Here is a 26,859-nt window from a genome sequence, read left to right on the forward strand (position 1 = left end):
AACGAATGGGTAAAAAAGCCAGGCGCCGGTCTGCGCTTTTGAAAAAGAGGGCACTGCCGAAACCCCGCCCTTTGGTCAACCCGGGATTACTTCTTCATCGCGTCATAAACTGCGAAGGAATAAGCGCCTTCCGGCTTCTTGGTGATCACGGGATCGGAGCCGCCCGCCATCAGGGTCGCAACCGTGCGCTCGTAGTCCTTGACGTCGAGCTTGCCGTCGGCGTCGCCGAGCAGCTTGCCGACCTCGCCCATCATGCGTTTCTGATCCTTCTCGGTCTTGGCGCCGGTGGAATCGCCGGCAAGGATGATCTTCACGGCTTCGTCGGGATGGGTCTTGGCGTAATCCCAGCCCTTCATCGACGCCTTGACGAACTTTGCCATCTTGGTGACAAAAGCGGGATCCTTCAGGTTCTTCTCCAGTACCCAGAGGCCGTCTTCCAGCGTGGCGACGCCTTCGTCCTCATATTTGAAGACCACGAGCTGGCTCGGCTTGTAGCCGCCATCGATGACCTGCCAGTACTCGTTATAGGTCATGGTGGAGACGCAATCCGCCTGCTTCTGCAGGATCGGATCGACGTTAAAACCCTGCTTGATCACCTTGACGCCGCCCTTGGAGCCGTCGGGCTTGTAGCCGAGCTTCGACATCCAGGACAGGAACGGATATTCGTTGCCGCCGTACCAGATGCCGACGGTCTTGTCCTTGAGGTCGACGGGCTTCTTGATGCCGGTGTCGGCGCGGCAGGTCAGTTCGAGTCCGGACTTCTTGAAGGTTTGGGATATGTTGACCAGCGGCACGCCCTTTTCGCGCGAGGCCAGCGCCGACGGCATCCAGTCGACGACGACATCGGCGCCACCGCCGGCGATCACCTGCGGCGGGGCGACATCCGGGCCGCCCGGCTTGATCGTGACGTCAAGTCCGGCTTCCTTGTAGAAGCCCTTGTCCTTGGCGACGAAGTAGCCGGCGAACTGGGCTTGGGAAACCCATTTCAGCTGGATGGTGACGGGATCGGCGGCCTGTGCGCTCGAAAGCGCCAGACCAAACGCGAGGCCTGCGGCCAATGCCAAACTGTGCTTCATAAAAAACTCCAAATCCTCGACCTTGCCGACCTAGGTCCGATACGACGGGTGCCAAAAAGTTGTCGCGCGTTCGGCCAGCGTGACAAGTCCGTAGAAAGCCATTCCGGCGAGGGCAGCGAGGGCGATTTCCGCCCAGACCATGTCGATGGCCATGCGTCCCGCCTCGGTAGAGATGCGAAACCCGATACCCTGCGTCGGTGTCCCGAAGAACTCTGCAACGATCGCGCCAATCAGGGCCAGCGTGGCGTTGATCTTTAGTGCGTTGAAAATGAACGGCAGCGCCGCCGGCAGATACAGTCTGCTCAGGCTCTGCGGGTAGGTCGCGGCATAGGAGCGCATCAGGTCGCGTTCGATATGTCCGGACGCCGACAGGCCCGCCAGGGCGTTCACCAGCATCGGGAAGAAGGTCACCAGCGCCACCACGGCGGCCTTGGACGGCCAGTCGAAGCCGAACCACATCACCATGATCGGGGCGATTCCGACCAGCGGCAGCGCCGAGAAGAAATTGCCAAGCGGCAATAGCCCGCGGCCGAGAAACGCGAAACGGTGCGCCAGGATGGCGACCAACAGCCCGGCGCCGCAGCCGATCGCGTAACCGACCAGAACGCCGCGAATGAAGGTCTGGACAAAATCCTCCCTCAGCGTCGGCAGTGATGCCGCAAATCTGACCGCTGCTGCACTCGGCGACGGCAGCAGCACCGGCGGCACGCCAAAGCCGCGCACGCCGACCTCCCAGAGATAGAAAACGGTTGCCCCGAACAGCAACGGGACCAGCAGATTGAGTAGTTTCCTCCGCTCGGTCCGGATCGGACGCTGGGCGGCGAGGTTGATCACGCAAGTGGCGGCCGCGAGCCAGGCCGCAATCACGATCAGCCAGAAGCCGATTCGCGCGGAGCCCGCGACCTCAGGATCGTGCAGCAAGACCAGCGAGGTCGTGCCGGTCAGAACGACCCCGCCGATGCCGACCGCCGCGGCGCGGTCGTCGGCCATCCAGGCCGCCAGCACGAACAGCACCCCGGCGCCGGCGGCGGCCTGCCATATCGGATGCGACAGCAGCGGCTTTGCCAGCGGCGCCAGCGGAAACAGAAAGGCCACCAGAATGGCGCCCGCGGACACGAGAAGGCCGAGCCGGAGCTTGCGCGGGTCCATCAATGGGCTCCCATGCGCCGGGCAACGCCGCGCTCGACCAGACCGACGAGGCCAATCAGACCGGACGAGAGCACCGCGGATGCGACCAGCGCCGCCCAAAGCTGGACGGTCTGCCCGTAATAGGAGCCGGCCAAGAGCCGTGCGCCAATACCTGCTTCCGCACCCGTCGGCAACTCGGCGACGATGGCGCCGACCAGCGAAATCGTGATGGCCACTTTGAGACTCGTGAAGAGATAGGGGATTGCCGCGGGCCAGCGTAACTTCCGGAGCATCTGGCGCTGACTTGCCGACCACGTCCGCATCAGTTCGATTTGCAGCGGATCGGGCGACGTAAATCCCTTCACCATTCCGATCGCGACCGGGAAAAAGCTGAGATAGGCCGAAATGATCGATTTCGGCAGCAGCCCGTGCAGCCCGAGCGCGCCGAGCACCACGATGAAAATCGGCGCCAGCGCCAACACCGGCACCATTTGCGAGCAGATGATCCAGGGCAACAGACTGCGCTCCAGCACCCGGCTGTGCACGATCATGAGCGCAAGCAGGATGCCGAACAGCGCGCCGAGCACGAAACCCAGTAATGTAGCCGACAGGGTGACCAGCGAATGATAGACCAGGCTGCGCGGCGCCATCGGCGGATAGCCAAAGACGCCGTCGAGGAACGCGGCTACGACCTGATGCGGTGCCGGCAACAGCGGACGCTCGGCGCTCATCGTGCCGGACAGAATGTCCGTGACCGTGTACGGCGTCTCCTCCCGCTCGAAGCCGTCGCGGACCAGCGTCCAGTTCATGGCCAGCGCCGCGACGTACCAGATCGCAATCAGCGCCAGAATCGTCGTCGCCAGCGGCGCATAGCGCTCGGCCAGCGGATGGCGGGCAAGCGTGGCCGTCGTCCGCACAGGCAATGCGAGCGAACTACTCGTCATAGGAATGTCCTGCGCGCAAGCCGGAACGGACGCGCTGGGCAATCTTGAGAAACTCAGGCGTCTCGCGGATCTCGACCGAGCGGTCCCGCGGAAAATCGCAATCGATGATATCGATGATGCGCCCGGGACGCGGCGACATCACCACGATCTTGGTCGACAGGAAGACTGCTTCCGGAATCGAATGGGTGACGAACAGCACCGTCTTTTCGGTCGATTTCCACAACTGCAGCAGCTGCTCGTTGAGATGGTCGCGCACGATCTCGTCGAGCGCGCCGAATGGTTCATCCATCAGCAACATCGCGGGGTCGAACGACAGCGCACGTGCGATCGAGACCCGCTGCTGCATGCCGCCCGACAGTTGCCAGGGAAATTTGCGCTCGAAACCGGTCAAATTGACCAGTGCGAGGTAGCGTTCCACCCGCTGCTGCTGGTCGGCCTCCGAAAATCCCATGATTTCCAGCGGCAGCTTCAGGTTCTTTTCGATGGTGCGCCACGGGAACAGCGCCGGCGCCTGGAACACATAGCCGTAACTGCGCGCCAGCCGCGCATTCTCCGCGCTCATGCCGTTGACCAGGAGCGTGCCGGAAGACGGCTGCTGGAGATCGGCGATCACGCGCAGCATCGTGGTCTTGCCGCACCCGGACGGGCCGATAAAGGAAACGAACTCGCCCTCGGCGATCTGCAGGCTGACGTTGGAAAGCGCGTCGACCCGGCCGTCGGAGGTCTCGAATGTCAGCGAGATGTTTTGCGCATCGACGACCAGCCGTCCCGGCGAGTGCGCGGGCGAAGGAGCTGAAGTCACAGGAGAAAAGGATGACACGTTCTCGTCCGGGCGATGCCTGATCGTCGGTTCACTGACAATTGACATGCTCGGCTGACGCGATGCCATGTCAGGAATAGTGGCAAAAGCTGCTAAAAGAGGCGCGCCCATTGTTTATGCACGCCGAGAGAATAATAAGCAGGAATTCGCTGCATATCCATGCAGTTCTTGTGGCGTTTTGGCTTGGCGGCTTTTGACAGGCAACGTCGGTCGGCAGATACTTTTATGGTGTCTTTTCAAGCCAAAGCGGATGCCGTCTCCGAGCGAGCGTTATGAAGCCTGCTCCATTTAAATACATTGCGGCTTCTTCGCTGGATCACGCGCTGTCGCTCAAGGCCGAATATGGTGACGAAGCCCGGTTTCTCGCCGGTGGCCAAAGCCTGATTCCGGCCATGAATTTCCGCCTGGCGCGGCCGTCCGTGCTGATCGACATCAACGGCCTGAAGGACCTGGCCGGCGTCGATCAGACCAGTGGTGAGGGCATCCGGGTCGGCGCGCTGACGCGCTACCGCGACCTCGAACGGGACAGCCGCTTCCTGACATCATGTCCGTTATTCGCCGACGCGCTTCCCCACATTGCCCATCCCCAAATCCGAAACCGAGGGACCATCGGCGGGAACCTGTCGCATGCGGACCCAGCGTCCGAGCTTCCAGCGCTCGCGGTCGCGATGGAGGGGCGAATGCGGCTCAAATCGTCCACCGGGGGGCGGGAAGTTGTCGCATCGGAGTTTTTCCAGGGGTTGCTCACCACCGATCTCCGGGTCGATGAGATGTTGGTGGAGATCGCGTTTCCGGCGCCAAAGCACCGCACCGGCACATGCTTCATGGAAGTGGCCCGCCGGCGCGGCGATTTCGCCCTGGCCGGCGTCGCGGCCATCCTGACTCTCGACGGAGAAGGGCGATGCGCAAAGGCGCGGCTGGCGCTTTGCGGCGTCGGCGAAACCCCGGTGGATGCCAGCAAGGCCCTGTCTTCCCTTATCGGGCAGCCCTGCACGGACGGCGTAATCGAAACCGCTGCCGCGGAGGTCCAGAAGATGATCGCGCCCTCCGGCAACGTCCACGGCACCGCCGACTACCAACGGCACATCGCTGGAGTCTTGACGCAGCGCGCCCTCACCATCGCGCATCAACGGGCCTGTCATGGCGCCTGACCGGCACGATATTGAGCTATCGGTCAACGGGGTGTCGTACCGGCGCGGCGTCGAGTCCCGCATGCTGCTGAGCGATTTCCTCCGCCATGACCTCTTGCTCGCCGGCACCCATGTCGGCTGCGAACACGGGGTGTGTGGCGCCTGCACGGTCCTGCTGGACGGCGCGCCGGTCCGCTCCTGCCTGATGTTTGCGGTGCAAGCCAATGGGCACGAACTCTCGACCGTCGAGGGTCTTGCGACGCCGGCCGGCGAATTGCATCCGGTGCAACGGGCGATGCACGATCATCATGGCCTGCAATGCGGTTACTGCACGCCGGGCATTTTGATGACGATGACCGCGTTCCTGAATGAAAATCCTCAGCCGTCGGAAGACGCGGTGCGCGAAGCATTGTCCGGCAATCTGTGCCGCTGCACCGGTTACCAGAATATCGTCGACGCCATGCTGGCGGCCGCGCAGGCGATGCGGGTGTCCCGGCCATGACAACCCGTTTTTTCGGCGCACCGGTCAAACGCAATGAGGATCGAAAGCTTCTTACCGGACAGGCGCTGTTCATCGACGACGTCGAACTGCCCGGGCTGTTGCACGCGGCCTTCCTGCGCAGCCAGGTGGCGCATGCTCGTATCAAAGGTATCGATGTATCTCGCGCGCTGAAACGCCCCGGCGTGGTGGCGGTCTATACCGCCGACGATCTCGGCGCCTACTGGCAGCCCGGACCGTTGCTGGTCCCGCCACCGCCGATCGCGGGAATAGTCTTCAACGCGCGAACCCAGGTGCCGCTGGCCAAGCAAAAAGTCCGCCACGTCGGCGAGCCGCTGGCCGTCATCGTCGCGGAAAGCCGCTACATCGCCGAGGACGCGCTCGATGATATCGACGTGGATCTCGAAATCCTGCCGACGGTCGTCGATATCGAAAAGGGGCTCGATGCCGCCGCGCCCCACGTTCACGACGATCTCGGGTCCAACATTGCCGCACATGTCCGGCAGACCAAGGGCGATTACCGCAACGCAGCCGCGAAGGCCGATTTGATCCTCAAACGCCGGTTTCGCTATGAGCACGGCATTTCCTCGCCGATCGAGACCCGCGGCGTGGTGGCGCAATGGAACGCCCGCAGCAGCCAGATGACGATCTGGGACACCACCCAGGCGCCGGTTTTCGTTCGTAATGGCCTTGCTGCGATGCTCGGTCTCGGCGAACAGCAGGTGCGCGTCATCGCGCCCTTCGTCGGCGGCGGTTTTGGGCCGAAGATCATGATGTTCTACCCGGAAGAGGTCACGCTGCCGTGGATCTCGATGCGGCTAAACCGTCCAGTGAAATGGATCGAAGACCGGCTGGAGCACTTTTTTGCGACCACCCACGAGCGCGGCCAGATTCATGATGCGGAAATCGCGGTCTCGCGTGACGGCCGCATTCTTGGCATTAAGGATGTCTTCCTGCATGACACCGGCGCGTATGATCCCTATGGCCTGACCGTGCCGATCAACAGCCAGTGCACGTTGCTCGGTCCCTATGTGGTGCCGGCCTATGACAGCACATTCACGGCGGTCTTCACCAATCTGCCGATCGTGACGCCGTATCGCGGCGCCGGGCGTCAGCACGGCGTGTTCGTGATGGAGCGGCTGCTCGATCTGGCTGCGCACGAGCTCAAGATCGATCCGGCGGAAATCAGGCGACGCAATCTCATTCCATCCGACGCGTTTCCGTACAACAACGAGATCATCTTCCAGGATTTTCAGCCGCTCGAATACGACAGCGGCAATTACGAGCCGGTGCTCGACAAGGCGCTCGAAGCGATCGGATATGCCGATTTTCTCCAGCACGAACAGCCAAAACTTCGCGCGCAAGGCCGTCATGTCGGCATCGGTGTCGCATGTTACGTCGAGGGCACCGGCATCGGTCCCTACGAGGGCGCCAAGGTTCAGGTGCAGGCCAATGGCAAGGTCAATGTCGCGACTGGAATTGGCACCCAGGGGCAGGGGCATTTCACCAGCTTTGCGCAAATCGTGGCCGACCAGCTCGGGGTCGATGTCACCGAAGTCGATATCGTCACCGGCGACACCGACCGGTTCTATTGGGGAGCGGGGACATTCGCCAGCCGTGGCGCGGTCGTCGCCGGCAACGCGGTCAATGAAGCTTCGCGCGTGGTGCGACAGAAGGCCCTGAAGCTCGCCAGCGACCTGTTCGAATGCTCGGAGGATGATCTCGTTCTCGAAGGCGGCAAGCTTTCGATCGTCGGTATCCCCGAAAAATTCATCAGGCTTGGCGAACTGGCCCAACGCGCCAATCCGATGCGCGGCGCGATCAAGCCCGGCACCGAGCCGGGGCTGGAGTCGACGCAGTACTTTGGGCCGCCCAGCGGCGCGACCGCCAATGGCGTCCACGCCATGATCGTTGAACTCGACCCGCAGACGTTCGACCTGAAGATCCTCAAATACGTCGTGGTCCACGATTGCGGGACCGTGATCAATCCGATGATCCTGGCGGGCCAGATCCATGGCGGCGTAGCCCAGGGCATTGGCAACGCGTTCTACGAAAAACTGTCGTTCGACGACCAGGGCCAGCTTCTCAACGCGTCGCTTGCCGACTATCTGCTGCCGACCGCGCTGGAGGTCCCGCGCATGGAGCTTGATCATACGACGACGCCGTCCCCGCTCAACCCGCTGGGGATCAAGGGAGCGGGCGAAGCCGGTGCGATCCCGGTCGGTCCCTTGTTTGCGCAAGCGATCGAGGATGCGCTGGATCTCAAGCACCAGAAGGTCGAACTGCTGGAGATTCCGCTCAGCCCGAGCCGGCTGTTTGAACTGACGCGAAGCGCGAGGGTCCCGTGAGGTCGGCGCAGGTTTTCAGACTGTCGATGGCGCATCCCGGAGATCTCTCCGAACTCGATCGGCTGATCGCGGGCGGAACGGTTCGCGCGGCCGAATTAGTGGCCATCATCGGCAAGACCGAGGGCAATGGCGGCGTCAACGATTTCACCCGCGGCTACTTCACACAGACCCTGATGGCGCTGCTGTCAAAGCATCTGAAAAAGCCCGCGGAGCAATTGATCCACGAAATTCCCTGCGTGCTGTCCGGCGGCACGGAAGGCGTCATGAGCCCGCATTACAGCGTGCTTTGTGCCGGCGAAGCCGATGCGACGCCGGGCGCAGGATCGTCGCTCGCGATCGGTACCGCGGTCAGCGAGCCGGTCCCGGCCGAAAATGTCGGCCGGCGCGCGCATGTCGACAGCGTCGCCAATGCGGTTCGTGCGGCGATCGCCAATGCCGGGATTGAGCGGCTCGACGACGTGCATTTCGTGCAGGTCAAATGTCCTTGCGTGACAGTCGCCCGTGCAGCGGCGGCGATTGCCGCGGGCAAGACGCCGCTCACCAATGATCCCAACAAATCGATGGCTTATGCGCGCGCGGCCGGCGCCTTCGGGGTTGCCGTCGCGCTCGACGAGCTAAAGCTTTCCGGCTTCGAGGACGCGTCGCTGCTCAGCGATTTTTCGATCCAGTCGCCGCGCGCCAGCATTTCCTCGGGCGTCGAAGTCGAGAGCAACGAGGTCATCGTGCTCGGCAACAGCCCGCACTGGTCAGGCTCGCTGCGCATCGCGCACCGGCCGATGGCCGACGCGCTCGACATCGGCGCGATCGTCGATGTGCTGGCCGATCTCGGCATCGCCGCGAACCCACAGGTTTCCGCTGACGATGCCGCGCGGATCGCGACCGTGCTGGTCAAATGCGAGCCGGACCGGCGCGGCCGGATCCGCGGCAACCGCCATACTATGCTTGATGACACCGACATCAACGCGCAACGTCATATCCGCGGCGCGGTCGCGGGCCTGGTCGCCGGCGTGATCGGCGACGGACGGATTTTCGTGTCCGGCGGCGCTGAGCATCAGGGACCGGACGGCGGCGGTCTGATTGCCATCATCGCCTACCAGAAACAGGGCGGTGCCTGATGCGGATCGTCATCGTGGGTGCAGGCGTGGCGGGATGCGTGATGGCGCGCAGGCTCGCGCGGCTCGGGGATGTCGAAGTAGTTTGCCTCGAGCGGGTTTCGCGCGACGATCATTCCGAAGCCGGCACCGGGCTCAATGTCGGTCCGAACGCCGTGAAGGCGCTTAATGCGATCGATCCCGAACTGGCCGCGCGCATCACCGAGGCCAGCTATATCTGGCGCAACTGGCGAATATCGCTCACCGACGGCACCGTGCTGTTCGATCTTCCGCTGGCAAATGTTGCGGACGGACCGGGCTGGCGGATTCGCTGGTCGGAGCTTTACCGGGTGCTGCGCGAGGCCGCCGGCGACTGCGTGTCGTATGGCTGCGAGATCACCGAGATCAGCCGCGACGCGGGTGATCCCACCAAGACATCGATTTCGTGGGGCCGGGATGGCAATGCTCATCGGCTGGACGGGATCGATCTGCTGATCGCGGCCGATGGACGATACTCGCGGATACGGCGTGCGATATCGGGCGAACCGGCGGTGCGGCAGACCGGCGTTGCGATTTTTCGCCTGCTGGTGCCGGACACGTCGAACGGTTTGATCGACGACTACGAGCAATGGTTCAACGGACCCAACCGCCTGCTGTCGTTCCGGGTACCGCCCGGGCACATTTATATTGCCGGCACGTTTCCAATCGCACCGGATGAGCTGATCGCGGAGTGTTCGAAAACACCCGATGCACTGCGCGCGGCCTACACGCCGCGCAGTGCGCCGCCGAGTGCGCAGGCACGCTGGCTGATCGACACCATCGGCGCAAACGCGACCGAGACGCATTGGGCGCGAATGCAGGAACACGAACTGCTCTATCGCGCCGCCGGCTGCAACGTGCTCTATCTCGGCGATGCCGCGCACGGCATGGTGCCGACGCTGGGGCAGGGCGCAACCCAGGCGCTCGAAGATGCCGCGAATGCGGCGATGCTGATCACGCAGCGCTATCGCAGCGGAAGCCGTAACGTCGAAAGCTGGCTCGCCGATGTCGAAACGCTGAGGAAGGACCGCATGCGTTTCGTCATGGAGTTTTCGCTCGATGCCACCGATACGATGCTGGAAGGCGCCGATCCCGTGAAGGGAACCGCGCACAAGAATGAAGTATCGTTCCAGAACCGGTTGAAGGCGCTCTATCGGGACGTCGGACTGCCCCTGGATGGAAACGTCGAATTGAGGAGACACGCGCAATGACCGCAGCCACCGAACTGCCGCTCGCAACGGTCCACGGGCTCTATCACATCGCGATCAAGACCGAGGATCTGGCGGCGACGCGAAAATTCTATACCGACATCATCGGATTGCGCGACTTCCAGCGGCCGGATTTCGGATATCCGGGGGCCTGGCTCGGCTGCACGCAACCGGGCGGGCTTGCAATCCTCCATGTCTATGCCGGCGGACCGGCACTGGGTCCCGAAGGCAAGGCGCCCGCGGGCACCGCGGCCATCGATCACGTCTCGCTGTCGTGCTCGGGCTATCGCTCCTACGTTGCGCGGTTCAAGGCGGCCGGACTCGACTGGCGCGAATTCATCGTGCCCGGCACGTCGCTGTGGCAACTGTTCGTCTATGACCCGAGCGGCGTTCAGCTGGAACTGACGTTTGAATCCGGCGGCGAGGGCGACGAGAAGCCGGATATGTCGGTGGGACGAAAGTACGTCGCCGGCTCCAGCTTCTTCGACAAGGCGACCTATCCAAAACTCGCCTGACGCAATGCCGGCCGACGATCGCCCAATATATCAATCGTTGTAATCCTTAGTTGCCACCTTTCCCCTGAGTTCCAGTGAACTGGATCACAACGGCCGGCCGTGATCGGTCCGAGAGTGGGAATTGTGGAGGGATTAAGCCATGACCCAACCATCCGCGAAGCAGCGCTTAGCGACCGACCTGATCATCCTGATGCTCGGAGCAGCCATCATGGGCGCTTTCTGGGCGCTGTAGCGCGCAGCGGGCTGCGTCAGCCGCCAAGCTTATTGATCGCGCTGTGTACAAACCGTTCGCGGGCGGGTTTTTGCCACGAATCGCCCCCACGTTCGATTTTGGCCATGCCCAGCGGGCCAAGGGGATGGTCAGGGCCCGACGCGTGTCGTCGAGAACTCACACCGCGCGCCGGGCCGCTTCTTAGCCGCGCTGAAATCCGGCCGAACATCGGCGCCGCGATGCCCGCAAGCCTTGCGCCCAAGCCGATCGGGATTCGATAGCCCCGATCCGCGGGAATCTCCTGAGCGGCCTGCGCCGTTCTCTGTCATCTTGACGCTCGCGACCCGAACCACAGTCCCACGAAGGCGCCGACCCCACTGAGCAGCACTCCCGAATAGGAGATCATGTCGCCACCCCAGAGTTCGGGAATAAGCCCGCCGATCGTAGAGCCAATAAAAATCCCTATCCAGATGGATGCTTGCATGGGTCAGCGTAACCAAGCGCGGTCGCGCGCGAAAGCTTTTCCCAACGGGTAATCGGCAAATGAGGTCCTGGATTTCGCTTTGGCGGCCAAAGCCCGCAACGCATCCAGCGAGTGAAATCGTTTCTTCGGGGTCAATCCGATCAAAGGGCCATAATCGCATCTGGGGACAACGGCCCGCAGCGGTAGTCGGGTCCCCCGTGGTCCTGTTCAGTGATGGCCACCGAAAAGATGGAGGATGGCCATGCCAACATGGCGCGTGTGTTGGAAAGCTTCCGATAGTTCGGCAAGCGTGACGAAGAGAGCGGCATAAAAGAACGAAGGAAAGCGCGGCTCCAGCGCAATGATCGGGGCTGCGATGCGAACCCTGACCGATTCACGACTGACCGCAAGACTGGTGGCGATGCCGATCAATGCGCCGGTCAGGATGTCGCTTGGAAAGTGGACGCCGACGAAAATGCGCGTCAACGAAACCACGGCGGCGGCCATGCCAAAGACCGCACCCCACGGCCTTGATATCAACCAGAAGCCGGCCGCGATCGCAAACAGGTAGGTTGCGTGATCGCTGGGAAAGCTGCTCCAATTTTCCAGATCCGCGCGCCAATCCATGCTCGGCGCGTGCCCGCCGATGCTGTAGATCGGGCGGTCTCGAAATGGCAGCAGCGTTGACAGCGTGCGGTTGAGGATCAGCGAAATCAGAACCGCAAGGATCGTGGTGATCAGCAGTTCGCGGCGAAGCGATACATCACCGTCGGGTCGGAACCATAAGAAGCCAAAAGCGCACATCAAGAGCGCGCTCTTCAGCGCGGAGCCTTGAAGCAGCAGCTTGTCCAACTTGGAACTCCAGCCGCAGAAGTCGTTGAAAACCTGGTAAATGCGAACATCAAGGCCCGTTGACAGACCTGTCATCCAGCCGACGCATAAAATTGCGACAAGAACAGCTGCAGAAATTGGTATAAGGTCCGTGACAACGCGTTTCGACAGCGCGGTGGTGGCTGTCGGTGCCAGGTCCGTCGAAGCGGATAATTCGTTGGACATGCCTGTTATCTTGGCTTCTATCAAAGGGCGGGCAGTGGAACTCAACACGCGACTGTGCCCGGAATGCAGCAGCCGTCAATCGACCGGATGGCGAAAAAGGGGCAAACTAGGACAGGTGCCTCCGGTTCTGCTTGCTGCGGCGTGGTTTGGTGGCTCCGATTGGCGTCGCACCTCGTGAGCGAGCCAAATTCCACGAATAGTTGTCGTCGTTTCATCCCATCCGCTTGACCGCGGCAATGTCGCTGCCGGCGGTCTTGATGCGTGCGAAAATCGCCTCCGTAGTGTTCTCGATCACGCGCGCCGAGGGGGAGCGTCAGCCGCGAACGACCGGTTCAACGACGGTGCCAAGCGCCGCCTAGCAGACGAATACGACGCGGCGCAGGAACGGGCCGAGCTTGCGAAGCACAGCGAACAAGCCGGCTCAACAGGTCCGCCGAATGCCGGGTGTCGCCGCCCGATGTCGGATCGGACAAGGCGGCTTTCGGATGGCCGCAGCGCAACCAATCCTGGTCCGGCATGCCAGCGCCGAAGCCGATCAGGATCGATAGCCCCAGTCAGTTAGGAATCTCCTGAGCGGCCTGCGCGTTCGTCTCTGTCATCCTGACGCTCGCGACCCGAGCCACAGTCCCACGAAGGCGCCGACCCCACTGAGCAGCACTCCCGAATAGGAGATCATGTCGCCACCCCAGAGTTCGGGAATAAGCCCGCCGATCGTAGAGCCAATAAAAATCCCTATCCAGATGGATGCTTGCATGGGTCAGCGTAACCAAGCGCGGCCACGTGCGAAAGCTTTTCCCAACGGGTAATTGTCAAATCGGCGGACATCAACCAAGGAGGATTTTCATGAGAGCTATTACCATACTCGCTTTAACGGCCTTCCTCAGCTTGACCATCGCCGCGTCGTTCACGCCCGCCTATGCGGCTGCACGGGTGCAATGAGCGGCAAGGGTGACTTTGCCACTAGTACCTCGTTACATTGATTATGACTGGTTGATTCCGAGCCAGTTCAGGATGGGCAGGTCTTTCGGAGCAACGAGGATTTGGATGCTTCGGGCGAGGCCGGGTTGACGCCTGATGAGACCATTTCGTTCGAGCGTCACGATCATCTGGTGGACCGATGGCGGGCTGACTTGAAAGTGGCGCTGCATGTCGGCTTCAGCGGGCGGGCGCCGGAACATGTGCGCGTAGGTGTAGATGAAAGCCAGGTACTGGCCTTGCTTTTCGGTGAAGCCTTGAGCCGTGAGGCTGCGAGCGGCGCCTGATTTTCGATTCATTTGTCGATTCGTCCGGTCCTCCGACAAGGAGGTCGGGATGAATGTACGTTATCGGGTCGCATTGAGCCAAGCCGAACCGCGATGTTGAGCAAGGGCAAGCGGGCCGCCCGCAAGCTCAAGCGCGCCCAGATATTGCTGGCGGCCGATGCCGGCCGCAGCGATGAAGAGATTGCGCGCGCGGTGTCGGTGGGCGGTTCCACCGTGTACCGGACCAAGCGTCGCTTCGTGGAAGGCAATCTGGAACGGGCGCTGAGCGAGGATCCGCGTCCAGGCGCGGAGCGCAAGCTCACTGGCAAGGAGGAAGCCCTGCTGGTGGCAACGGCTTGCGCAACCCCTCCGGAGGGTCGCGCCCGCTGGACGTTGGAGCTTTTGGCCGACGCCATGGTCAAGCTCACCGGGCACGAGAGCCTGTCGGGCGAGACGGTACGCCGGCGGCTGGCCGAAAACGGCCTCAAGCCATGGCGCAAGGATATGTGGTGCATTCCAAAGGTCGATGGCGAATATGTCGCCCGCATGGAAGACGTGCTCGACCTCTATGCCGAAGCGCCTGATCCCGACCGGCCGGTGGTCTGCTTCGACGAGAGCCCGGTCCAGCTCATCGGCGAGGTTCGCGAGCCGATCCCCGCCGAGCCGGGCCAACTCGAACGCTACGATTGCGAATATCGCCGCAACGGCACCGTCAATCTCTTTATCTGCGTCGACGTGCATCGGCCCTGGCGCAAGGTCAAAGTCACAGAGCGACGGGCGGCAGAAGATTACGCCCAATGCATGCGCGAACTGGTCGATGTCCATTATCCCGATGCCGCGTGCATCCGGGTCGTGCAGGACAATCTGTCGACCCACTCCGTAGGCTCCCTCTATGCGGCATTCGCCCCCGCCGAAGCCCGGCGCATCTTGCGCCGGCTGGAGTTCCACTACACCCCCAAGCATGCCAGTTGGCTCAACATGGTCGAGATCGAGATCGGCGTACTCCGCGGCCAGTGCCTGGACCGCAGAATCGACGATCCCAAGCGTCTGATCAGCGAAATCGCCGCATGGGAGCAGCAACGAAACGCCGCCGCTGCCCGCATCAAATGGATGTTCACAACCGAAAAAGCCCGCGCCAAAATGGGCCGCGCTTATCCCGCAACGTCCAAAGAGTCATAATCACTGTGACGAGGTACTAGAGGCTACAACCAAGCCGCCAAAGAAAAGAAAGTGAAGGGCGCAAAGACGGTGAAGCCGAAACCGCAATGAGTTTCACCTGCTCAATCCTGATTAGCCGAATAATCAAAGCCCGCCGGTTCACGCCGGCGGGTTTTTTTCGGCGGTATCGCAACCAAATAGGTTTGTGAAGGTTCGTGATTCGGGGGTGACGATTTATAGGAGGCGCATCCATGTGCGATTACAGCTTACATGCGGTTGCGACACGTCCCGCTGAGGTCGCGGAAACGTTGGTTTCGACCAACTTTTCTACAGGGACTCACGGCTTTGCGAGCCCGGACGATCCGAAAGTCGCGGTCTGCCTTCGTCCCGGGACCGAGATCGCATTCGAGAATGAGGTTGAAACTGGCGGCATGATGTTTCGCAAGAGCGTCGGCGATCGATTGGCGCGGTTTCGCCAAATAGCCCTCGACAAGCCATACCGACATCATGACGCGCTAGAATTCTCAAACGGTGCAATCGTTCTAGTCACGCACCTCACTGTCGGGCAAAGGGCTACGGTACTACAATTGCCTGCAAGCCCGATCGAGGAAAAGCCTCAGGTGCCCCAACCGGCAGCTCGGTATGAGACCGCCGACGTGTGATGGGCCTTTCGACGCCGACTGAGACCCCGCCGGATCGGCGGCGGGGTGGTCAGTCATTCGGCATCCCTAGCTGGGCAGGCGATGAATCGATATCGAGGAACCCAAGCGGAGTTCCAATTCTCGATAGTTTCACCGCACACGGCGCATTCAAAGCTGCTGATCTCGCGTGCCTCTGCAATGTGTTCGCTGCGGTCATAAACCGCGCCGCACTTACAAGTTCGATGGGTACCGATCATCGGACATCATCCCCGCCACATTCAAACTGAAATGGCCCCAGCGCGGACGGCACTGAGGCCGCTTGTGTCGGAACTCCCGACTGGGGAGGGGGCGACCGGGGTGGTCTGCCAGCCGAGGTTCTTGCACTCGGGTGAATTAAGTCAAATTGCTAAGTCACGAATGGTTCCAACAATCCCGATGATTCTCTCTTGAACCTTGGCCACGATCTGCGCCGACAAAACCCTGCTGGGGATTTGAGGGCAGCTTGAAATACGTAACGCCACCAAGCGAAGATACTTCGCTTGGTGGCGTTGTGCGTTTCAGTGGCCCGAACCGCGCAGCCCATCGCCGCTCAAGCCTTCTTTGAATGTGAAGAGGAATACCGCTCATAGCCAAAGCTCCGCGTTCGTGGCCGCCCCGGTCTCAAAGGCCTCAACGCGGTTGGTCCTTTTAAGGTCCGCCGCGAATGGAGCTATCTCTTCGAGAAAATCACAGAAAGAGGCCACCAACTGAGGTGGCCCTAGCTATAATTTTCGACAGGATTTGGGACTAGTAAGGAGGAGATGTTGGTTTGAATGGTGTTTATAGAGAATGGCGAAATCCTCGAAACTGGTGGCTGCGAAACGCGGACGGGTGCTGCTCGTAAGACGAAAGCGCGATGGACTTTGGATGTTTCCCGGAGGGCGAAAGCGCGCGCGAGAAAGCGATAAGGATTGCCTGCGCAGGAGATCAAAGAAGAGCTTCCGAAACTCAAGCTTGGACATCTCAGGCTTTGGAAGGATGTTAGAACCAGGAACCGCCGTTCGGGCCGGAAAATGAGTGACGCGATTTTCGTCGCAGCAAAAGCGTCCGGTCGCCTGACAATCGGCGACAAAAAAGAAATCGATAGGGCAATCTGGCGCAGGCCGCGCGGCATTCGTCTGACGCCAACGTCGCGCTACATCAAGGATAAACTCTTCCCAAAATCAAATTAGGCCACTGCGTATTTCAAATTAGGCCACAGGGGTCGAAACAGGCCAGTACCGAAAGGGGATGGATTCTAAGTGTCGCAGAAAGCGCTCCAGAGGCCGATCGCTATGGGGATGAGAGCGACGCAAATCCATAAAGCGGGCGCGCTGGAGCTTATGCCGGCAATAAAGATCCAAACACCGAAGCCGACGATTAAGGCTGAGATCGCATAGCCGGCCACTTGATCCATGCTCGATCCAAAAGCGAAACTGGGATCGATTGCCACAGCTACTACTTGCTACGGGCCAAAACGTTCCAAGGACTTTGGCTTCGCCTTCAACGCCGAGCGCGACTCGCTAACCGTCTCCTGATCGCCCCGTTACCGGCTACGGCTGGCGCGCTGTTCCCTGCGAGCGAGTATGTGCCTCGCCGCGAATCGGCAAACGCCTGCACGGGCTCTAACGACGACTTCCCGCCACCGGTTTCAGCCGTTGGCTGGATACCCCGATGAGGGCTTGTCTACCGCGAATAACGGTCTGACATCAGCACCGAGCCTTGCAGATGAACAGCGGCTCGAGATCGGACAACCGAACGTCACCGGCCCAGCGATCGGCATCCACGACGACCGAATGCGCGCATTTGTAATCGCCGCAGTAGACGAGAAGGCGGGCAGGGCCAGACTCCCGCATTTCCCCGAAAGTGATTTTCTGTTCACGCATGCAAGCCCGCGCCATTGGAGCGTGGCTTATCAAAGCGCGGGTAGGCCGACGCGCGCAAGCCGCGACAGATTGCTGCGCGGCGTCAGAGCCTACCCAAAGAGCGCTGCGTTTCTTTACCGCGTTCGGCGTATCTCAGCGGCCACAACGATGACGACAAAAATTATCAAGTGTTCTAATGCCGAGCGGCCCTTCAGCGGTGCCTTGCAGATAATCTCCAAGCTTGATGGCTATAGTATTTGGTCCGGTGAGCATGGTGGCCTCCGATTCTTCGAGGCTTCCCATTCGTGGCACGTCGAAAAAATCGGCAACGCACCGCCCACGCCGTTGAGTGTGCGTTGATATGTGCGCAGATACCAACGTCTGAACTTCATTAGCATAATCAATGAGATGTTGGCTATTGTGGCGGAAGGGGTGTCCTGTCAACCTTATTGAAGTTGCTATGCTTTTGGTGATCAGTTTTTGGAAAGCCACGGTTCTGACTACGGGATAGAGCAGGGCGCTCGCGACTTTCGTCTGTTGGACTTCTCCCTCTCGGCATGGTTGTCTCCGGCCGCGAATAAAACCATGGGGAAGGGACTGGGAATGAAGCAGATCATTTTGGCCGCGGCTTTGACGCTGGCCGCGACCGCCGCACAGGCGCAGTACACAGGCACTTACGGCACGGGATCGAACCCGAACAGCCACCCCGTCCAGGGCCACGTCACGAGCAGCGGCGCCTATGTGGCACCCTACGTCGCGACCAACCCGAACAGCACCCAGCGCGACAATTACGGCGCCACCGGCAACGTGAACCCGTACACTGGCGCCGTCGGGCATCGGAATCCGCGGTACTGAGGCGGCAGGAAAAATGTCCAAGTACAATTTGAAGCGGATCGATTTGTATGTTCCACACTACAACACCGACGCGACCATCACCATCGATGAAAATCACTCCTCGGGCGTGCCACACCTCGTCGTCAATTACAAAAAGGCTGGCTCCCATGGACACAAACAGGTCGCGGCCGCAATTCCCGCGGACTGGACCGACCAGGATTTGGCAGAGCTGATCTTTCTTCCTGCGAAGCCGCGACCAGATCGAAATTGGCCGGCTTGGGAAATTCCGGCGGCCGACTTCGCATCAGCTTACCTGTTTCGCTTTTGGAAGGGTGAGAAGGCCCCGAAGGTATGACGTGGAAAGCCCGCGCCCATGCCTCTCCGCGACTCTAGGAAGCCCGCTGGTGAGTCCGGGATTTGGGGGATGCTTGTGTCATTTGCCTTCCGAAATCCGCTGTAGGCCGTCCTCAGTCAGGACGATGCCGCCCAAGACTTCCTTCGCGTAGCCGATATCCTTGAGCCGGGATTGAATGCGGGACGGAATGTGATGGGTGATCGGATGCGCGGCGAGCTGCCGCAGGGCCTCAAATTCCAAATCATTTAGCTCTGGGGGCAGAATTTGATCCATGCCCCCAATATGCGCCCGGCTCGCACGTTTTCCAGTCAGTAAGTCTGCCACAACTACCAGAACTTGCGAAGGCCGTTCGCCGGGCTTGAGAGAGTCGCTGGTGAGTCCGGCTTTTGCGGGCTGGAATTTGCCGGGCTTTCCCCGGCAATCGTTCGGCGCGCCACGCTGGCGCGGCCGGGGAATCGTTTAAGCTGAGCCGGGCCGCGCAAATGTCAGAACCCTGCAAACCAGGATTTTTGTTTCATGGGCGATCAATCGAGATTCGAGCGTCCACCAGGACCTAATCGCCACTCTCGGAGCGGGCGTATCTTCGTCCTCACGTTGCTAGCCGTCGCCTTAATCGTACCTTTGGGCGTTTACGAAACTATTCCTGTGAAGCAGCACAAAGCGACCGCACCACCACCAGATCCGACTGCTCAGGCGATCCATGACCTGCAGGCGTCCCTACAGCAGGCCGTCGGTCAACTGGGGGCCCTTCAACAAACGGTCTCATCCGATCGGGCCGAGATGAAGCGGTTGTCCGACGACGTCACAGCGCTGAGCGCCAAAATCGAGGTCCTACAACAATCGTTCGCGAGTACTCAGCAGGCTCCTGCAGTTCAGCCAACAGAGCCCCCAAGGCAGAAGCGCGCGACGGCCCGATAACGGATCACCCGGCCCCACCACCGGCTTAAGAGGGCCGCTGGTGCGGGTCCGGCTTGCGGGCTGTCGTGTGCCGGTCGATCGGAGCCAGCGCATGGGCGAGTCTGTGTTGCTGTCCAGCCGCGCGTTCCGAATCGAAAGGGGCCGCATTACCGCGACCCCTTGCTGGTACAAATTTGTACGGAATGAAAAGCCAGCCCCAGCAAGAGCCAGCTTAGTGTTTTCCACAGACATTGAGGATTCCGTACTAACACGGTGTTTACCGGAACCGGGAGTGTCCTAATCCGCTTCCGCTCTGTCCACATGCAGGCGCCGCATCCGCAACAGGCGCGGGACCGAAGCCCCCCTTTAGGAAAGCCGCTGGCGCCACTCTGGAGTCGATCGGCGCGTAGCTAAGTCCGCATGCAGTGATCAGCCACAGTCCTCATCTACACCAATTCCGTCTTGCCAAAGCAGAAACGCCAGCAACGCCATGCCTGGTGTCCAGGATAACATCATTCCCAAGAGTATTGCTTGTAAAGTCGTCATGGGCTTTTCACTCCCTCGACGTTGCTTTGCTCAGGATTAAGCGCTTTGGACCACTGTCGGTTGCCTGCCAAGCTCCCCGCTCCGCACAACACAGCATTATTACTTCTGCATATCGCGGCGCACAAAGAGACAGTCGTTTCATACCGCGTGCTCATGCGTCGGCCCTAAGCTCTTGCTCGATCGCCTTCAATCTTCGGCCGACAGCGCGGTCGATCGCGCGCGCCTCTCTCGTGGTTACATCTCCCTTGACGATTTCGGACATCATGCGTGCCGTGAGCGCTTGAACCTCATCGAGGTTCATCCCTTCAATCTCTGCGATCCGCCTCTCGACTTTGGGGCTCAAACTCGCGGGCTTCTTGTTTCCCATGTTGGCTCCTATCGTTCTGATGATTCTGATCCTGATCCTCGGCGGCGCCGAAACAAGACGCCAGCACCGCCGGGATTGTGGATAAGTTGCCGCCGCAGCCGTCGGGCATGAGCCCCCAGCCGCTGCCGGTTGCGCTTTCTCATCGATCGGCGCCGGCGCTTCATGGTGCGAAGCTTTGCCGATTGTGGGCCATTTTCAGCAGTCCTTTCAGGTCGCCGCAAAGCAGCCAATCCGCGCTGATATCGTGGCGAACAATGAAGGCTATGACGTCGCCGGTGCGTAGATAGCTGATCACCTTTGCGGTTTCCGACTTCGGCAAATCCCGCTCGGTTGCGATCAGCGTGATCCGCGCCCGCAATCCCTGTCTGAACCGCGCCCGTTCTTCTTTCTGCTCCGATCGTGGAATCGAGCCAGTCGATCAGCCGCTCGATCTCATCCTGGGCGGCCCTGCGGACTCGCCCAAGCGCTTGGAAGAAATGCTCGGGGGAAATGTCGGTTCGTCGGTACAGCGCGCCAGCGGAGTCCGCTGGGCGTTCTACGGGGCTATCTGCAGACGTGTTTGTGGGTGGCGTGCTATGCACGCTGTCAGCCTGGGTCATTATGGAGGGTTCCTTCGTGGCTCGGGTTAGAGCCGGGGCGGAAGCTCGTAACTTCCCCTCGGCTCGATTTCATGATATCATGGGCTCATGAGCAAATCAATTCGTGAAATCACGAAATTGCCAAAGAAGCGCGCAGCCGCAACTGGTGAGCCGGTGCTTGTCCGTGTTCAACCCGACATGGCTAAGCAACTAGACGACTGGCGCCGGAAGCAGGACGACTTGCCCGGCCGTCCAGAAGCCATCCGCCGGCTGGTCGAGTTGGGGCTGAAGACGAAAGGGAAATAAAGCCATGGCGATCATTTCGGTTCTGATCGGAGTTCTGATCATCGTTGTCGTGGGGGCCATTTGCTTTTGGGCAATCGACAAGTTTGCGACCGATGGCCGATTGGCGAACCTTCTCAAGTTGCTGGTGGTGCTCGTTTGCTTAGGTGCGATTGTGCAACGTCTGCTCGTACTGACTTATTGATCGGAGCTATTCTGATCGATCGGAGGAGTCTAGTTGAGCATCCTCTCCGGAATGCAATATCCGCACTGGTTGATGGTAGCTGGAGCCGTCCTGGTGGTGCTCGGATTTGTCGGTTTGGCGTTTCGCCGAAACGGGATTGCTGAGGCCGATCGTGAGCCGAGGGAAGTGAAGGCAAATGGGAAATGAAGTCGGCCGGCGGCTGGGTCGATCTGGGGCTGAAGGCAAAACCGGGGGATAGAGCGTGCACAGGGTCAGGAAGTTCGTTGAGGTTGGTGGCGGCCGGATAGGCTACGCGATGACTGAAGCCTCACTGTCCGAAGCCAGCAATGGCGCGAAGTGGAATCAGGACGCTTCATTTAGCGTGGCCGACGTTCTTCTTGCAGATCCGGAGTTTGCTTCGGTGCTGAAGGCAGTTTTGAGGGATGGGCAGGTAATAGTTCCAGCGCTCAAAGCCTGAGTCGCGTTAAAATCCCGTCCCCTTTCGGAGCGCTTTCGTGCGTTTCCCATTGCCTTCGACCAACGGTTGCGCTTGGATGACAGTGGGTCTGGTGAACATATGTCATCGCGTGCTTGGCAAATACTATACGCAGTAGCGCTCCTTGCCTGCACAAACTCTGTAGCGCTGGGACAGACGAGCCCGATGGAGCGGACGAAGGAAATGCTTCGTCGCCTCGACCTACCGCCCGATCCGACCCTAAAATCTGATGTTGACGCGGCATTCGGACGTCACAAGACTTGCATGCTCCAAGCGGCAAAGAACGCAATTAAGAGCGGCAAAACTGATAACAGTGAAATCGTAAAACACGCCTGCAAAGCATGCGACCGGACTCTAGTTGCCAAAGAAACTGCATTTTTTCGCGCCAATAGCCATCGCTATATGGAGCCCAGTCTAGAAAACGACATCGCAAAAGCTCGCAACGATTGCGGGGCATTCGAAATAATGTTGCGGATGGAGGCTGAAAACCAGCTCGAATCCGACCCAAAAGAAAATCAGGCGCCGCCGGTGAGCGTTGCCCAGTTCGGAGGCTGGACTATAACGGGGGAAACAAAATTCAGCGGCGCGCTCGTCTATAAGGCCTCCCTTCCAGAGCGATCGAACCCTGCGATCAGATTCGAAGTGAGTTGTCGGCCTGCCTCAAAAAACTACTACGGGTGGGTCAGTTATCCTGTGAAGCCCCCTCTTCGGAAATCTCAATCTTTCGTCACCTTCGCGACTGACGGAGGACCACCTGATCAGATATCGGTAGAAGTTCAAGAAAGCGGATTTATCGTCACAGATTTGTTTTTTCGGCTAGTTAGCCCGGTAGGTTCTGCAAACAAGCAGGTGCTTTTTGTGAACGTCCAAGGGATTAAGTTGACCTTCGACGTTGCCGGTGCGCCTTTAGCAAACTTAGACCTTGTCCAGCGCTGCCGTCTTTAGTGGTAAGCAACCGCCCGATTGAACCGCGGCCATGTTCGAGAGTTCAATCCTGACCGGAAAGAGCATCACTGGGGAAAAAGGAAGCTGAAAAGGGATCAGCTATGACAGTTTGGATTTACGTCGACACCGGCAAGCAGGTCGGCGACCGCGACCACCTGAAAGGTTTTTGCGAACGAGGACGCGGCGGAAACGTGGTTTCAGGAAAACGACCCGGAGGGTGTCGCTTTCGAATATGAGGTTCTGGAGTGAATCGCATCGGCCGGCGCACGGTCCTTGCCATGCTGCTGATCGTCGCGCTGGTGATAATGTGGAATTTGTTCGGCGGATAAAAACAATCGCTCCCTGCAATCGCCCTCAACGTGCCCGAATCATTGTCGCACTTGCGACGGGTCGGAGGCCGTGCTGCTGCTGACAAATGCCTCTGGCTGCCGCTCCATCGCGATTAGCCCCCAGCCCAGCGGTGGAGCGGTATTCTGTCGCGATCATCTGGGAACGTGCTGGAACGATGAAGCTCCTATGGGGGTGAGTTCGGACGCCATGCTAGCCTGCGCGGAGCCGTCGGTGCATGCGGCCATCGCAGCGCCAATACCCGATTAGCTAGGGCTGAAGATTATATAGAGCAGGATCACGGCCACGACGGCTGTCCAGCCGATTGACGTCGCGAGAGTCCGTACTTGCGTCGGCATCGGACGGCCCCTCCCGCAAATAAAACAAAACGAAGAGACCGCTGGCGCTGGACAGCGGCCTCTTGAACCCGGCCTCAAAAATGGCTTCGAGATGAAATCCCTTGCCCCAGGTCCGCCATTATCAAACTCCGCATTCGCCACCCTGTGAAGTCAAAAGGGGCTCGAAGATCAATGGAACAATTGTGACGTTGCGAGAGCGACACACCTAGAGCGTTCGCCGCGCCATGCCAGACGGTCCGCGCAAAATGGCGATGCTGAAGGAGATGGGTGTGGCGAATACCGCTATGTCGAACGGCGATACACTCGTCGTACTTCCATCGCTAGCGTGTTGCCGATTGCTTTGACCGGTCCGGACGTCGCAGCGGCATCTGAAGCCGATCCAATCTTCGCGCTGATCGAGGATCCCAGAAAGCTTCGGGCGGCTTGGCAACACATGTACTGGGAACTGGCCGCCGCTGAGTATGAAGCTGGGAAAGAGCACGGGCGGCGCCCTATCGCCCTTATCACTTGGCGCCATTATCACATTGGTGGATCTGAAATTGACGATCGGCGCGAACAACTGATGCGTGAAGCAGACATCGATCCGGCAATGGTGGAACAGGAATATCTCGACGCCAAGGCGCGCTTGCAAGCGAGAAGGGACGCAGAGAAGGCTTGGGATGTGCGCGCCGGGTTGGCGGTGAAGCGCAAGGAGGTGGACCTGGCGGTAGCGGACGACCAACGATGTGCGGAACGCCTTTCGAGGACGAAACCACAACGCCGGCCGGTGCCGCCGCGCTTATCCTGTACGTTCTGGATGACGACTTAGAGGTTGATGAAAGTTACTGGCACATGACCGCGCTTAGGAGCGCGGTTGCCGCCCTCAACAGCATGGCCTGAACGATTCACGCCCGGCGGGATTTCCTTGCGGTGTACTGCGCTAGCGCCCTAGGCTGCCGCCATTGCTTCAAAAGGGAGAGCGACGTGGCGACGGGTACAGTGAAGTGGTTCAATCCAGTTAAGGGGTTTGGGTTTATTCAACCCGATAGCGGCGGCAAAGACGTATTCGTTCACATCTCGGCGGTGGAGAAAGCCGGGCTGAGCAGCCTGAACGAAGGTGCAAAGGTGAGCTACGAAGAGAAGGAAAACCGCGGCAAGACGTCCGCGGAGAATCTGAGAGTCGGCTAAGGGCCGATTGGTTCCGCTATTGCGCCCACCGGTTCATGTCCGGTGGGTTTTTTCTTTTTCTGCGGGTAGGAGGCCTGTGAATTCGTGCGCAGCAAGTCGCTGTCGAAGAAGCCAGATTCGCGCTTTTGCGCCTGTGGATATGGCCGCGGATAACTTCGTGGACTCTCTCCGCTGGCTGTTGCGCATTTAGCACATTCTCCGCGAAAAATCGTTCCCCACCGGAACGTATGTCCGCTTGTCGACATACGCTCTCGGAAAGAGCGCATAGGCTCCTCACATTGCATTTTTTGCAAGGTCTCCTTTGCGGGGCGTGCGGTGAGTTTTCAAATTACAGTTTTGAAGGTCTTGGCTGGGCATCCTGAAGGCCGCGCGTCGCTGGCCGACCTCAGGCGCGCGGTCGCAATTTTGATTTCCAGCGGCACCGATTGGACCAATCGAACGAAGCGCTTAGCCGCGCGCGCCCCTGGCCTTGATATCTTCAGTCAAGCATTCGTTCTACGGTACAATGCGGGCTGGCAAATCACCGAAGCCGGTCGAGCGTTCCTCGCGTCCGTCGAAACACCGATCCCCACAACGGCCGTTGCCGAACAAGCGCCGGAAGCCATCGTAACGGTCACGCCGCTCCCGGCGCCGTCGCCGATAAGGCCAGTTGCCGTAACCCGACGCCGGCCGCGCCGTCTGGCGGCTCACCGCATGCGACCGTCCGCCGTCGCTTAGCGGGGACGGCCCGCGAAAGGCGGCTGAGGCCCGTTGGGGGAGGGTGTGCCAACCGGCAGGAATGGCATGCTCGAGCGCCGGGGCCGTGCTTCCTGCGCGCTCCGGGGATCGGGATGAAGGGACTACCCCTTGCGTTTATTGCGCAACATTGCTGCCAGCATCTAGATCCCGCAGGCGCTCAGGTTACGATCAAGGAAAGGGACAAATTTTCTACGAGTGAACGATCGGCTGCCCACGCAATTGTCTCTCTGCGCCAATCAGGGAGTTTCGATTTGCGGTGCCGCATAGCACGGATAGCTGTGCTAATAGCCGCCTGCGGGCTAGCCGCGGGATCGGCTCAAGCACGCGACATCGAAACACTTCAAGAGCTCTTCACGATTTTGCGACGATGTTGGAGACCGCCTCCCATAGATCGTGCCTTTGCGGACATGAGGGTGACCGTCCGATTTTCTCTTAAATCAAATGGAGAACTTGTTGGGGAGCCGCGTATTACTTTCGTTACGCCAAGTGCGCCACGAGCTACAGCTGACGCATATCGCGAGGCTGCTATCTCTTCGATTGATCATTGTTTGCCACTTCCACTGAGCAGTAAGCTGGGAGGCGCGGTGGCTGGACGGCCGCTTGCCCTTCAATTCATCGATCGACGGCAAAAAATGAGACAGGCCTCCGCTTTGTACTTTATCTCGAGCGAGCGTCCGCCATCATTTATGGAGAAACTAAGGGACTATCGAAGGCAGAAGTACGTGGCGCCCGTATCATGACCAAAGTCCGGACCAACGTCCCGCCAACCGACGTCGTTTGCGGATTGGAACGGAACTAACATGAAAGAACTCCACGGGACTGCTTATCGATTCAGGCGTGCGTCGACCAGCCTAGGCCGCGAACCCATAAATCTGCCGGGCGAACGGCTTGCTAGAGTCCGCTATTCACCGATAGCGACCAAAGTTTGCAGCGCAGCCAAATGACGCGATGGGCCAAACTGCGACTTAGTCGCGCTTTTCGAGCATGACCGTTCTTCCCTCACAACCGGACATCCGGCAGGCTCATAAGAAGCAGACTCTCTGGTCGGGTTACAGAGAGGGAATCGTTAAAGGCTGTCCGTGGTCTCACCCAGGAGGCGTTGGCGCACGAGTGCGGGATCAACCGTACCTACCTTTCCGGCGTGGAGCGTTCTGAGCGGAATGTTTCGATCGACAATATCGCGAGAATTGCGAAGGGTCTTCGGGTTGCTCCCTCCAGGTTGTTAGAGGATATCCAGCGAGGCGGCGACCGTGACTAATGCTTATTTCGTCGGCATTTCTGGGTTTCGCCTGGGCCTGTCTCGCGCGCCCGGCTGAGAACAAGCAGCTCAGCA

General features: G+C 60.0%; 26 protein-coding genes and 2 pseudogenes. 19 read left to right on the plus strand and 9 right to left on the minus strand.

What is annotated here, in order from left to right; genetic code table 11:
- Positions 1-86: 86 nt before the first annotated feature.
- The 4 genes from V1289_RS45005 to V1289_RS45020 form a co-directional block, all read right to left on the minus strand.
- On the minus strand, positions 87-1,076 hold the full coding sequence (locus V1289_RS45005) for an ABC transporter substrate-binding protein (protein ID WP_334405971.1): 990 nt from the start codon (positions 1,074-1,076) through the stop codon (positions 87-89).
- 30 nt (positions 1,077-1,106) lie between these two features.
- Positions 1,107-2,066: an ABC transporter permease gene (locus tag V1289_RS45010; protein ID WP_442896234.1), complete on the minus strand. Its 960-nt coding sequence runs from the start codon at positions 2,064-2,066 to the stop codon at positions 1,107-1,109.
- Positions 2,067-2,224: 158 nt separating this feature from the next.
- A complete protein-coding gene (locus V1289_RS45015; protein ID WP_334405973.1) occupies positions 2,225-3,148 on the minus strand; it encodes an ABC transporter permease in 924 nt (307 codons plus the stop codon).
- Complete coding sequence (locus V1289_RS45020) at positions 3,138-3,911, minus strand: ABC transporter ATP-binding protein (RefSeq protein ID WP_442896235.1); 774 nt, start codon at positions 3,909-3,911, stop codon at positions 3,138-3,140. The genes V1289_RS45015 and V1289_RS45020 overlap by 11 nt, the downstream gene beginning before the upstream one ends.
- 329 nt (positions 3,912-4,240) lie before the next feature.
- On the opposite strand from V1289_RS45020, the gene V1289_RS45025 reads away from it, so the two are divergent.
- Genes V1289_RS45025 through V1289_RS45050 form a run of 6 tightly spaced genes read left to right on the plus strand, consistent with a single transcriptional unit; the run spans position 4,241 to position 10,798 of the window.
- Positions 4,241-5,119: an FAD binding domain-containing protein gene (locus tag V1289_RS45025; RefSeq protein WP_334405975.1), complete on the plus strand. Its 879-nt coding sequence runs from the start codon at positions 4,241-4,243 to the stop codon at positions 5,117-5,119.
- The gene (locus V1289_RS45030) at positions 5,109-5,600 is read left to right on the plus strand and encodes a (2Fe-2S)-binding protein (RefSeq protein WP_334405976.1); all 492 of its coding nucleotides are present in this window, start codon (positions 5,109-5,111) and stop codon (positions 5,598-5,600) included. Before V1289_RS45025 ends, V1289_RS45030 begins: the two co-directional genes overlap by 11 nt.
- Positions 5,597-7,945 carry a xanthine dehydrogenase family protein molybdopterin-binding subunit gene (locus V1289_RS45035; protein WP_334405977.1) on the plus strand — a complete coding sequence of 783 codons (2,349 nt, stop codon included), beginning with the start codon at positions 5,597-5,599 and terminating at the stop codon, positions 7,943-7,945. The genes V1289_RS45030 and V1289_RS45035 overlap by 4 nt, the downstream gene beginning before the upstream one ends.
- Positions 7,942-9,060: a ring-opening amidohydrolase gene (locus tag V1289_RS45040; protein ID WP_334405978.1), complete on the plus strand. Its 1,119-nt coding sequence runs from the start codon at positions 7,942-7,944 to the stop codon at positions 9,058-9,060. Before V1289_RS45035 ends, V1289_RS45040 begins: the two co-directional genes overlap by 4 nt.
- Entirely contained in the window at positions 9,060-10,286 is a 1,227-nt protein-coding gene (locus tag V1289_RS45045; RefSeq protein ID WP_334405979.1) for an FAD-dependent oxidoreductase, read from the plus strand. Before V1289_RS45040 ends, V1289_RS45045 begins: the two co-directional genes overlap by 1 nt.
- The gene (locus tag V1289_RS45050) at positions 10,283-10,798 is read left to right on the plus strand and encodes a VOC family protein (protein ID WP_334405980.1); all 516 of its coding nucleotides are present in this window, start codon (positions 10,283-10,285) and stop codon (positions 10,796-10,798) included. Before V1289_RS45045 ends, V1289_RS45050 begins: the two co-directional genes overlap by 4 nt.
- 902 nt (positions 10,799-11,700) lie before the next feature.
- Here V1289_RS45050 and V1289_RS45055 read toward each other — a convergent pair.
- Both V1289_RS45055 and V1289_RS45060 read right to left on the minus strand, forming a co-directional pair.
- Positions 11,701-12,528, minus strand: coding sequence for a phosphatase PAP2 family protein (locus V1289_RS45055; RefSeq protein WP_334405981.1), 828 nt, complete (start codon positions 12,526-12,528; stop codon positions 11,701-11,703).
- 980 nt (positions 12,529-13,508) lie between these two features.
- On the minus strand, positions 13,509-13,802 hold the full coding sequence (locus tag V1289_RS45060) for a LexA family protein (protein ID WP_334397265.1): 294 nt from the start codon (positions 13,800-13,802) through the stop codon (positions 13,509-13,511).
- Positions 13,803-13,839: 37 nt separating this feature from the next.
- On the opposite strand from V1289_RS45060, the pseudogene V1289_RS45065 reads away from it, so the two are divergent.
- From V1289_RS45065 to V1289_RS45090, 5 genes and pseudogenes are all read left to right on the plus strand, one after another.
- Positions 13,840-14,948, plus strand: a pseudogene (locus V1289_RS45065) (IS630 family transposase).
- A 1,448-nt stretch (positions 14,949-16,396) separates the two neighbouring features.
- Positions 16,397-16,779: pseudogene (locus tag V1289_RS45075) on the plus strand (NUDIX hydrolase).
- A gap of 489 nt (positions 16,780-17,268) precedes the next feature.
- Positions 17,269-17,811: a hypothetical protein gene (locus tag V1289_RS45080; protein WP_334405983.1), complete on the plus strand. Its 543-nt coding sequence runs from the start codon at positions 17,269-17,271 to the stop codon at positions 17,809-17,811.
- A gap of 243 nt (positions 17,812-18,054) precedes the next feature.
- The gene (locus V1289_RS45085; protein ID WP_334405984.1) at positions 18,055-18,306 is read left to right on the plus strand and encodes a hypothetical protein; all 252 of its coding nucleotides are present in this window, start codon (positions 18,055-18,057) and stop codon (positions 18,304-18,306) included.
- A 28-nt stretch (positions 18,307-18,334) separates the two neighbouring features.
- Positions 18,335-18,640 (plus strand): hypothetical protein, encoded by a 306-nt coding sequence (locus V1289_RS45090; protein WP_334405985.1) that lies wholly within the window; start codon positions 18,335-18,337, stop codon positions 18,638-18,640.
- 78 nt (positions 18,641-18,718) lie between these two features.
- Here the strand turns inward: V1289_RS45090 and V1289_RS45095 are convergent, their stop codons facing one another.
- From V1289_RS45095 to V1289_RS45105, 3 genes are all read right to left on the minus strand, one after another.
- Positions 18,719-18,913, minus strand: a complete 195-nt coding sequence (locus V1289_RS45095; RefSeq protein ID WP_334405986.1) for a hypothetical protein — start codon at positions 18,911-18,913, stop codon at positions 18,719-18,721.
- Between the two features lie 1,321 nt (positions 18,914-20,234).
- On the minus strand, positions 20,235-20,450 hold the full coding sequence (locus tag V1289_RS45100) for a hypothetical protein (protein WP_334405907.1): 216 nt from the start codon (positions 20,448-20,450) through the stop codon (positions 20,235-20,237).
- A gap of 160 nt (positions 20,451-20,610) precedes the next feature.
- On the minus strand, positions 20,611-20,808 hold the full coding sequence (locus V1289_RS45105; protein WP_334405987.1) for a hypothetical protein: 198 nt from the start codon (positions 20,806-20,808) through the stop codon (positions 20,611-20,613).
- A 328-nt stretch (positions 20,809-21,136) separates the two neighbouring features.
- On the opposite strand from V1289_RS45105, the gene V1289_RS45110 reads away from it, so the two are divergent.
- The 8 genes from V1289_RS45110 (at position 21,137) to V1289_RS45145 (ending at position 26,784) form a co-directional block, all read left to right on the plus strand.
- A complete protein-coding gene (locus V1289_RS45110) occupies positions 21,137-21,334 on the plus strand; it encodes a hypothetical protein (RefSeq protein ID WP_334405988.1) in 198 nt (65 codons plus the stop codon).
- Positions 21,335-21,338: 4 nt separating this feature from the next.
- Complete coding sequence (locus tag V1289_RS45115) at positions 21,339-21,515, plus strand: hypothetical protein (protein ID WP_171985690.1); 177 nt, start codon at positions 21,339-21,341, stop codon at positions 21,513-21,515.
- 33 nt (positions 21,516-21,548) lie between these two features.
- Entirely contained in the window at positions 21,549-21,701 is a 153-nt protein-coding gene (locus V1289_RS45120) for a hypothetical protein (protein WP_334405989.1), read from the plus strand.
- Positions 21,702-21,810: 109 nt separating this feature from the next.
- Positions 21,811-21,972, plus strand: a complete 162-nt coding sequence (locus V1289_RS45125) for a hypothetical protein (protein WP_334405990.1) — start codon at positions 21,811-21,813, stop codon at positions 21,970-21,972.
- Between the two features lie 183 nt (positions 21,973-22,155).
- A complete protein-coding gene (locus V1289_RS45130) occupies positions 22,156-22,935 on the plus strand; it encodes a hypothetical protein (RefSeq protein ID WP_334405991.1) in 780 nt (259 codons plus the stop codon).
- 1,014 nt (positions 22,936-23,949) lie between these two features.
- The gene (locus V1289_RS45135) at positions 23,950-24,429 is read left to right on the plus strand and encodes a hypothetical protein (RefSeq protein WP_334405992.1); all 480 of its coding nucleotides are present in this window, start codon (positions 23,950-23,952) and stop codon (positions 24,427-24,429) included.
- Positions 24,430-24,584: 155 nt separating this feature from the next.
- Positions 24,585-24,788, plus strand: coding sequence for a cold-shock protein (locus V1289_RS45140; protein WP_044585652.1), 204 nt, complete (start codon positions 24,585-24,587; stop codon positions 24,786-24,788).
- 1,762 nt (positions 24,789-26,550) lie between these two features.
- Positions 26,551-26,784 carry a helix-turn-helix domain-containing protein gene (locus V1289_RS45145; protein WP_334407926.1) on the plus strand — a complete coding sequence of 78 codons (234 nt, stop codon included), beginning with the start codon at positions 26,551-26,553 and terminating at the stop codon, positions 26,782-26,784.
- The last annotated feature ends 75 nt before the right edge of the window (positions 26,785-26,859 follow it).

This window comes from Bradyrhizobium sp. AZCC 2289, from assembly GCF_036924615.1.
Lineage (GTDB): Bacteria > Pseudomonadota > Alphaproteobacteria > Rhizobiales > Xanthobacteraceae > Bradyrhizobium.

Bases quoted from the DNA above. Each gene is read 5' to 3' on its own strand.
- V1289_RS45035 (WP_334405977.1), top strand. From the start codon at position 5,597: ATGACAACCCGTTTTTTCGGCGCACCGGTCAAACGCAATGAGGATCGA.
- V1289_RS45050 (WP_334405980.1), top strand. From the start codon at position 10,283: ATGACCGCAGCCACCGAACTGCCGCTCGCAACGGTCCACGGGCTCTAT.
- V1289_RS45030 (WP_334405976.1), top strand. From the start codon at position 5,109: ATGGCGCCTGACCGGCACGATATTGAGCTATCGGTCAACGGGGTGTCG.
- V1289_RS45125 (WP_334405990.1), top strand. From the start codon at position 21,811: ATGACTGAAGCCTCACTGTCCGAAGCCAGCAATGGCGCGAAGTGGAAT.
- V1289_RS45015 (WP_334405973.1), bottom strand. From the start codon at position 3,148: ATGACGAGTAGTTCGCTCGCATTGCCTGTGCGGACGACGGCCACGCTT.
- V1289_RS45085 (WP_334405984.1), top strand. From the start codon at position 18,055: ATGAAGCAGATCATTTTGGCCGCGGCTTTGACGCTGGCCGCGACCGCC.
- V1289_RS45060 (WP_334397265.1), bottom strand. From the start codon at position 13,802: ATGAATCGAAAATCAGGCGCCGCTCGCAGCCTCACGGCTCAAGGCTTC.
- V1289_RS45005 (WP_334405971.1), bottom strand. From the start codon at position 1,076: ATGAAGCACAGTTTGGCATTGGCCGCAGGCCTCGCGTTTGGTCTGGCG.
- V1289_RS45095 (WP_334405986.1), bottom strand. From the start codon at position 18,913: ATGGATCAAATTCTGCCCCCAGAGCTAAATGATTTGGAATTTGAGGCC.
- V1289_RS45045 (WP_334405979.1), top strand. From the start codon at position 9,060: ATGCGGATCGTCATCGTGGGTGCAGGCGTGGCGGGATGCGTGATGGCG.
- V1289_RS45010 (WP_442896234.1), bottom strand. From the start codon at position 2,066: ATGGCCGACGACCGCGCCGCGGCGGTCGGCATCGGCGGGGTCGTTCTG.
- V1289_RS45110 (WP_334405988.1), top strand. From the start codon at position 21,137: ATGAGCAAATCAATTCGTGAAATCACGAAATTGCCAAAGAAGCGCGCA.
- V1289_RS45025 (WP_334405975.1), top strand. From the start codon at position 4,241: ATGAAGCCTGCTCCATTTAAATACATTGCGGCTTCTTCGCTGGATCAC.
- V1289_RS45130 (WP_334405991.1), top strand. From the start codon at position 22,156: ATGGAGCGGACGAAGGAAATGCTTCGTCGCCTCGACCTACCGCCCGAT.
- V1289_RS45115 (WP_171985690.1), top strand. From the start codon at position 21,339: ATGGCGATCATTTCGGTTCTGATCGGAGTTCTGATCATCGTTGTCGTG.
- V1289_RS45100 (WP_334405907.1), bottom strand. From the start codon at position 20,450: ATGGGAAACAAGAAGCCCGCGAGTTTGAGCCCCAAAGTCGAGAGGCGG.
- V1289_RS45055 (WP_334405981.1), bottom strand. From the start codon at position 12,528: ATGTCCAACGAATTATCCGCTTCGACGGACCTGGCACCGACAGCCACC.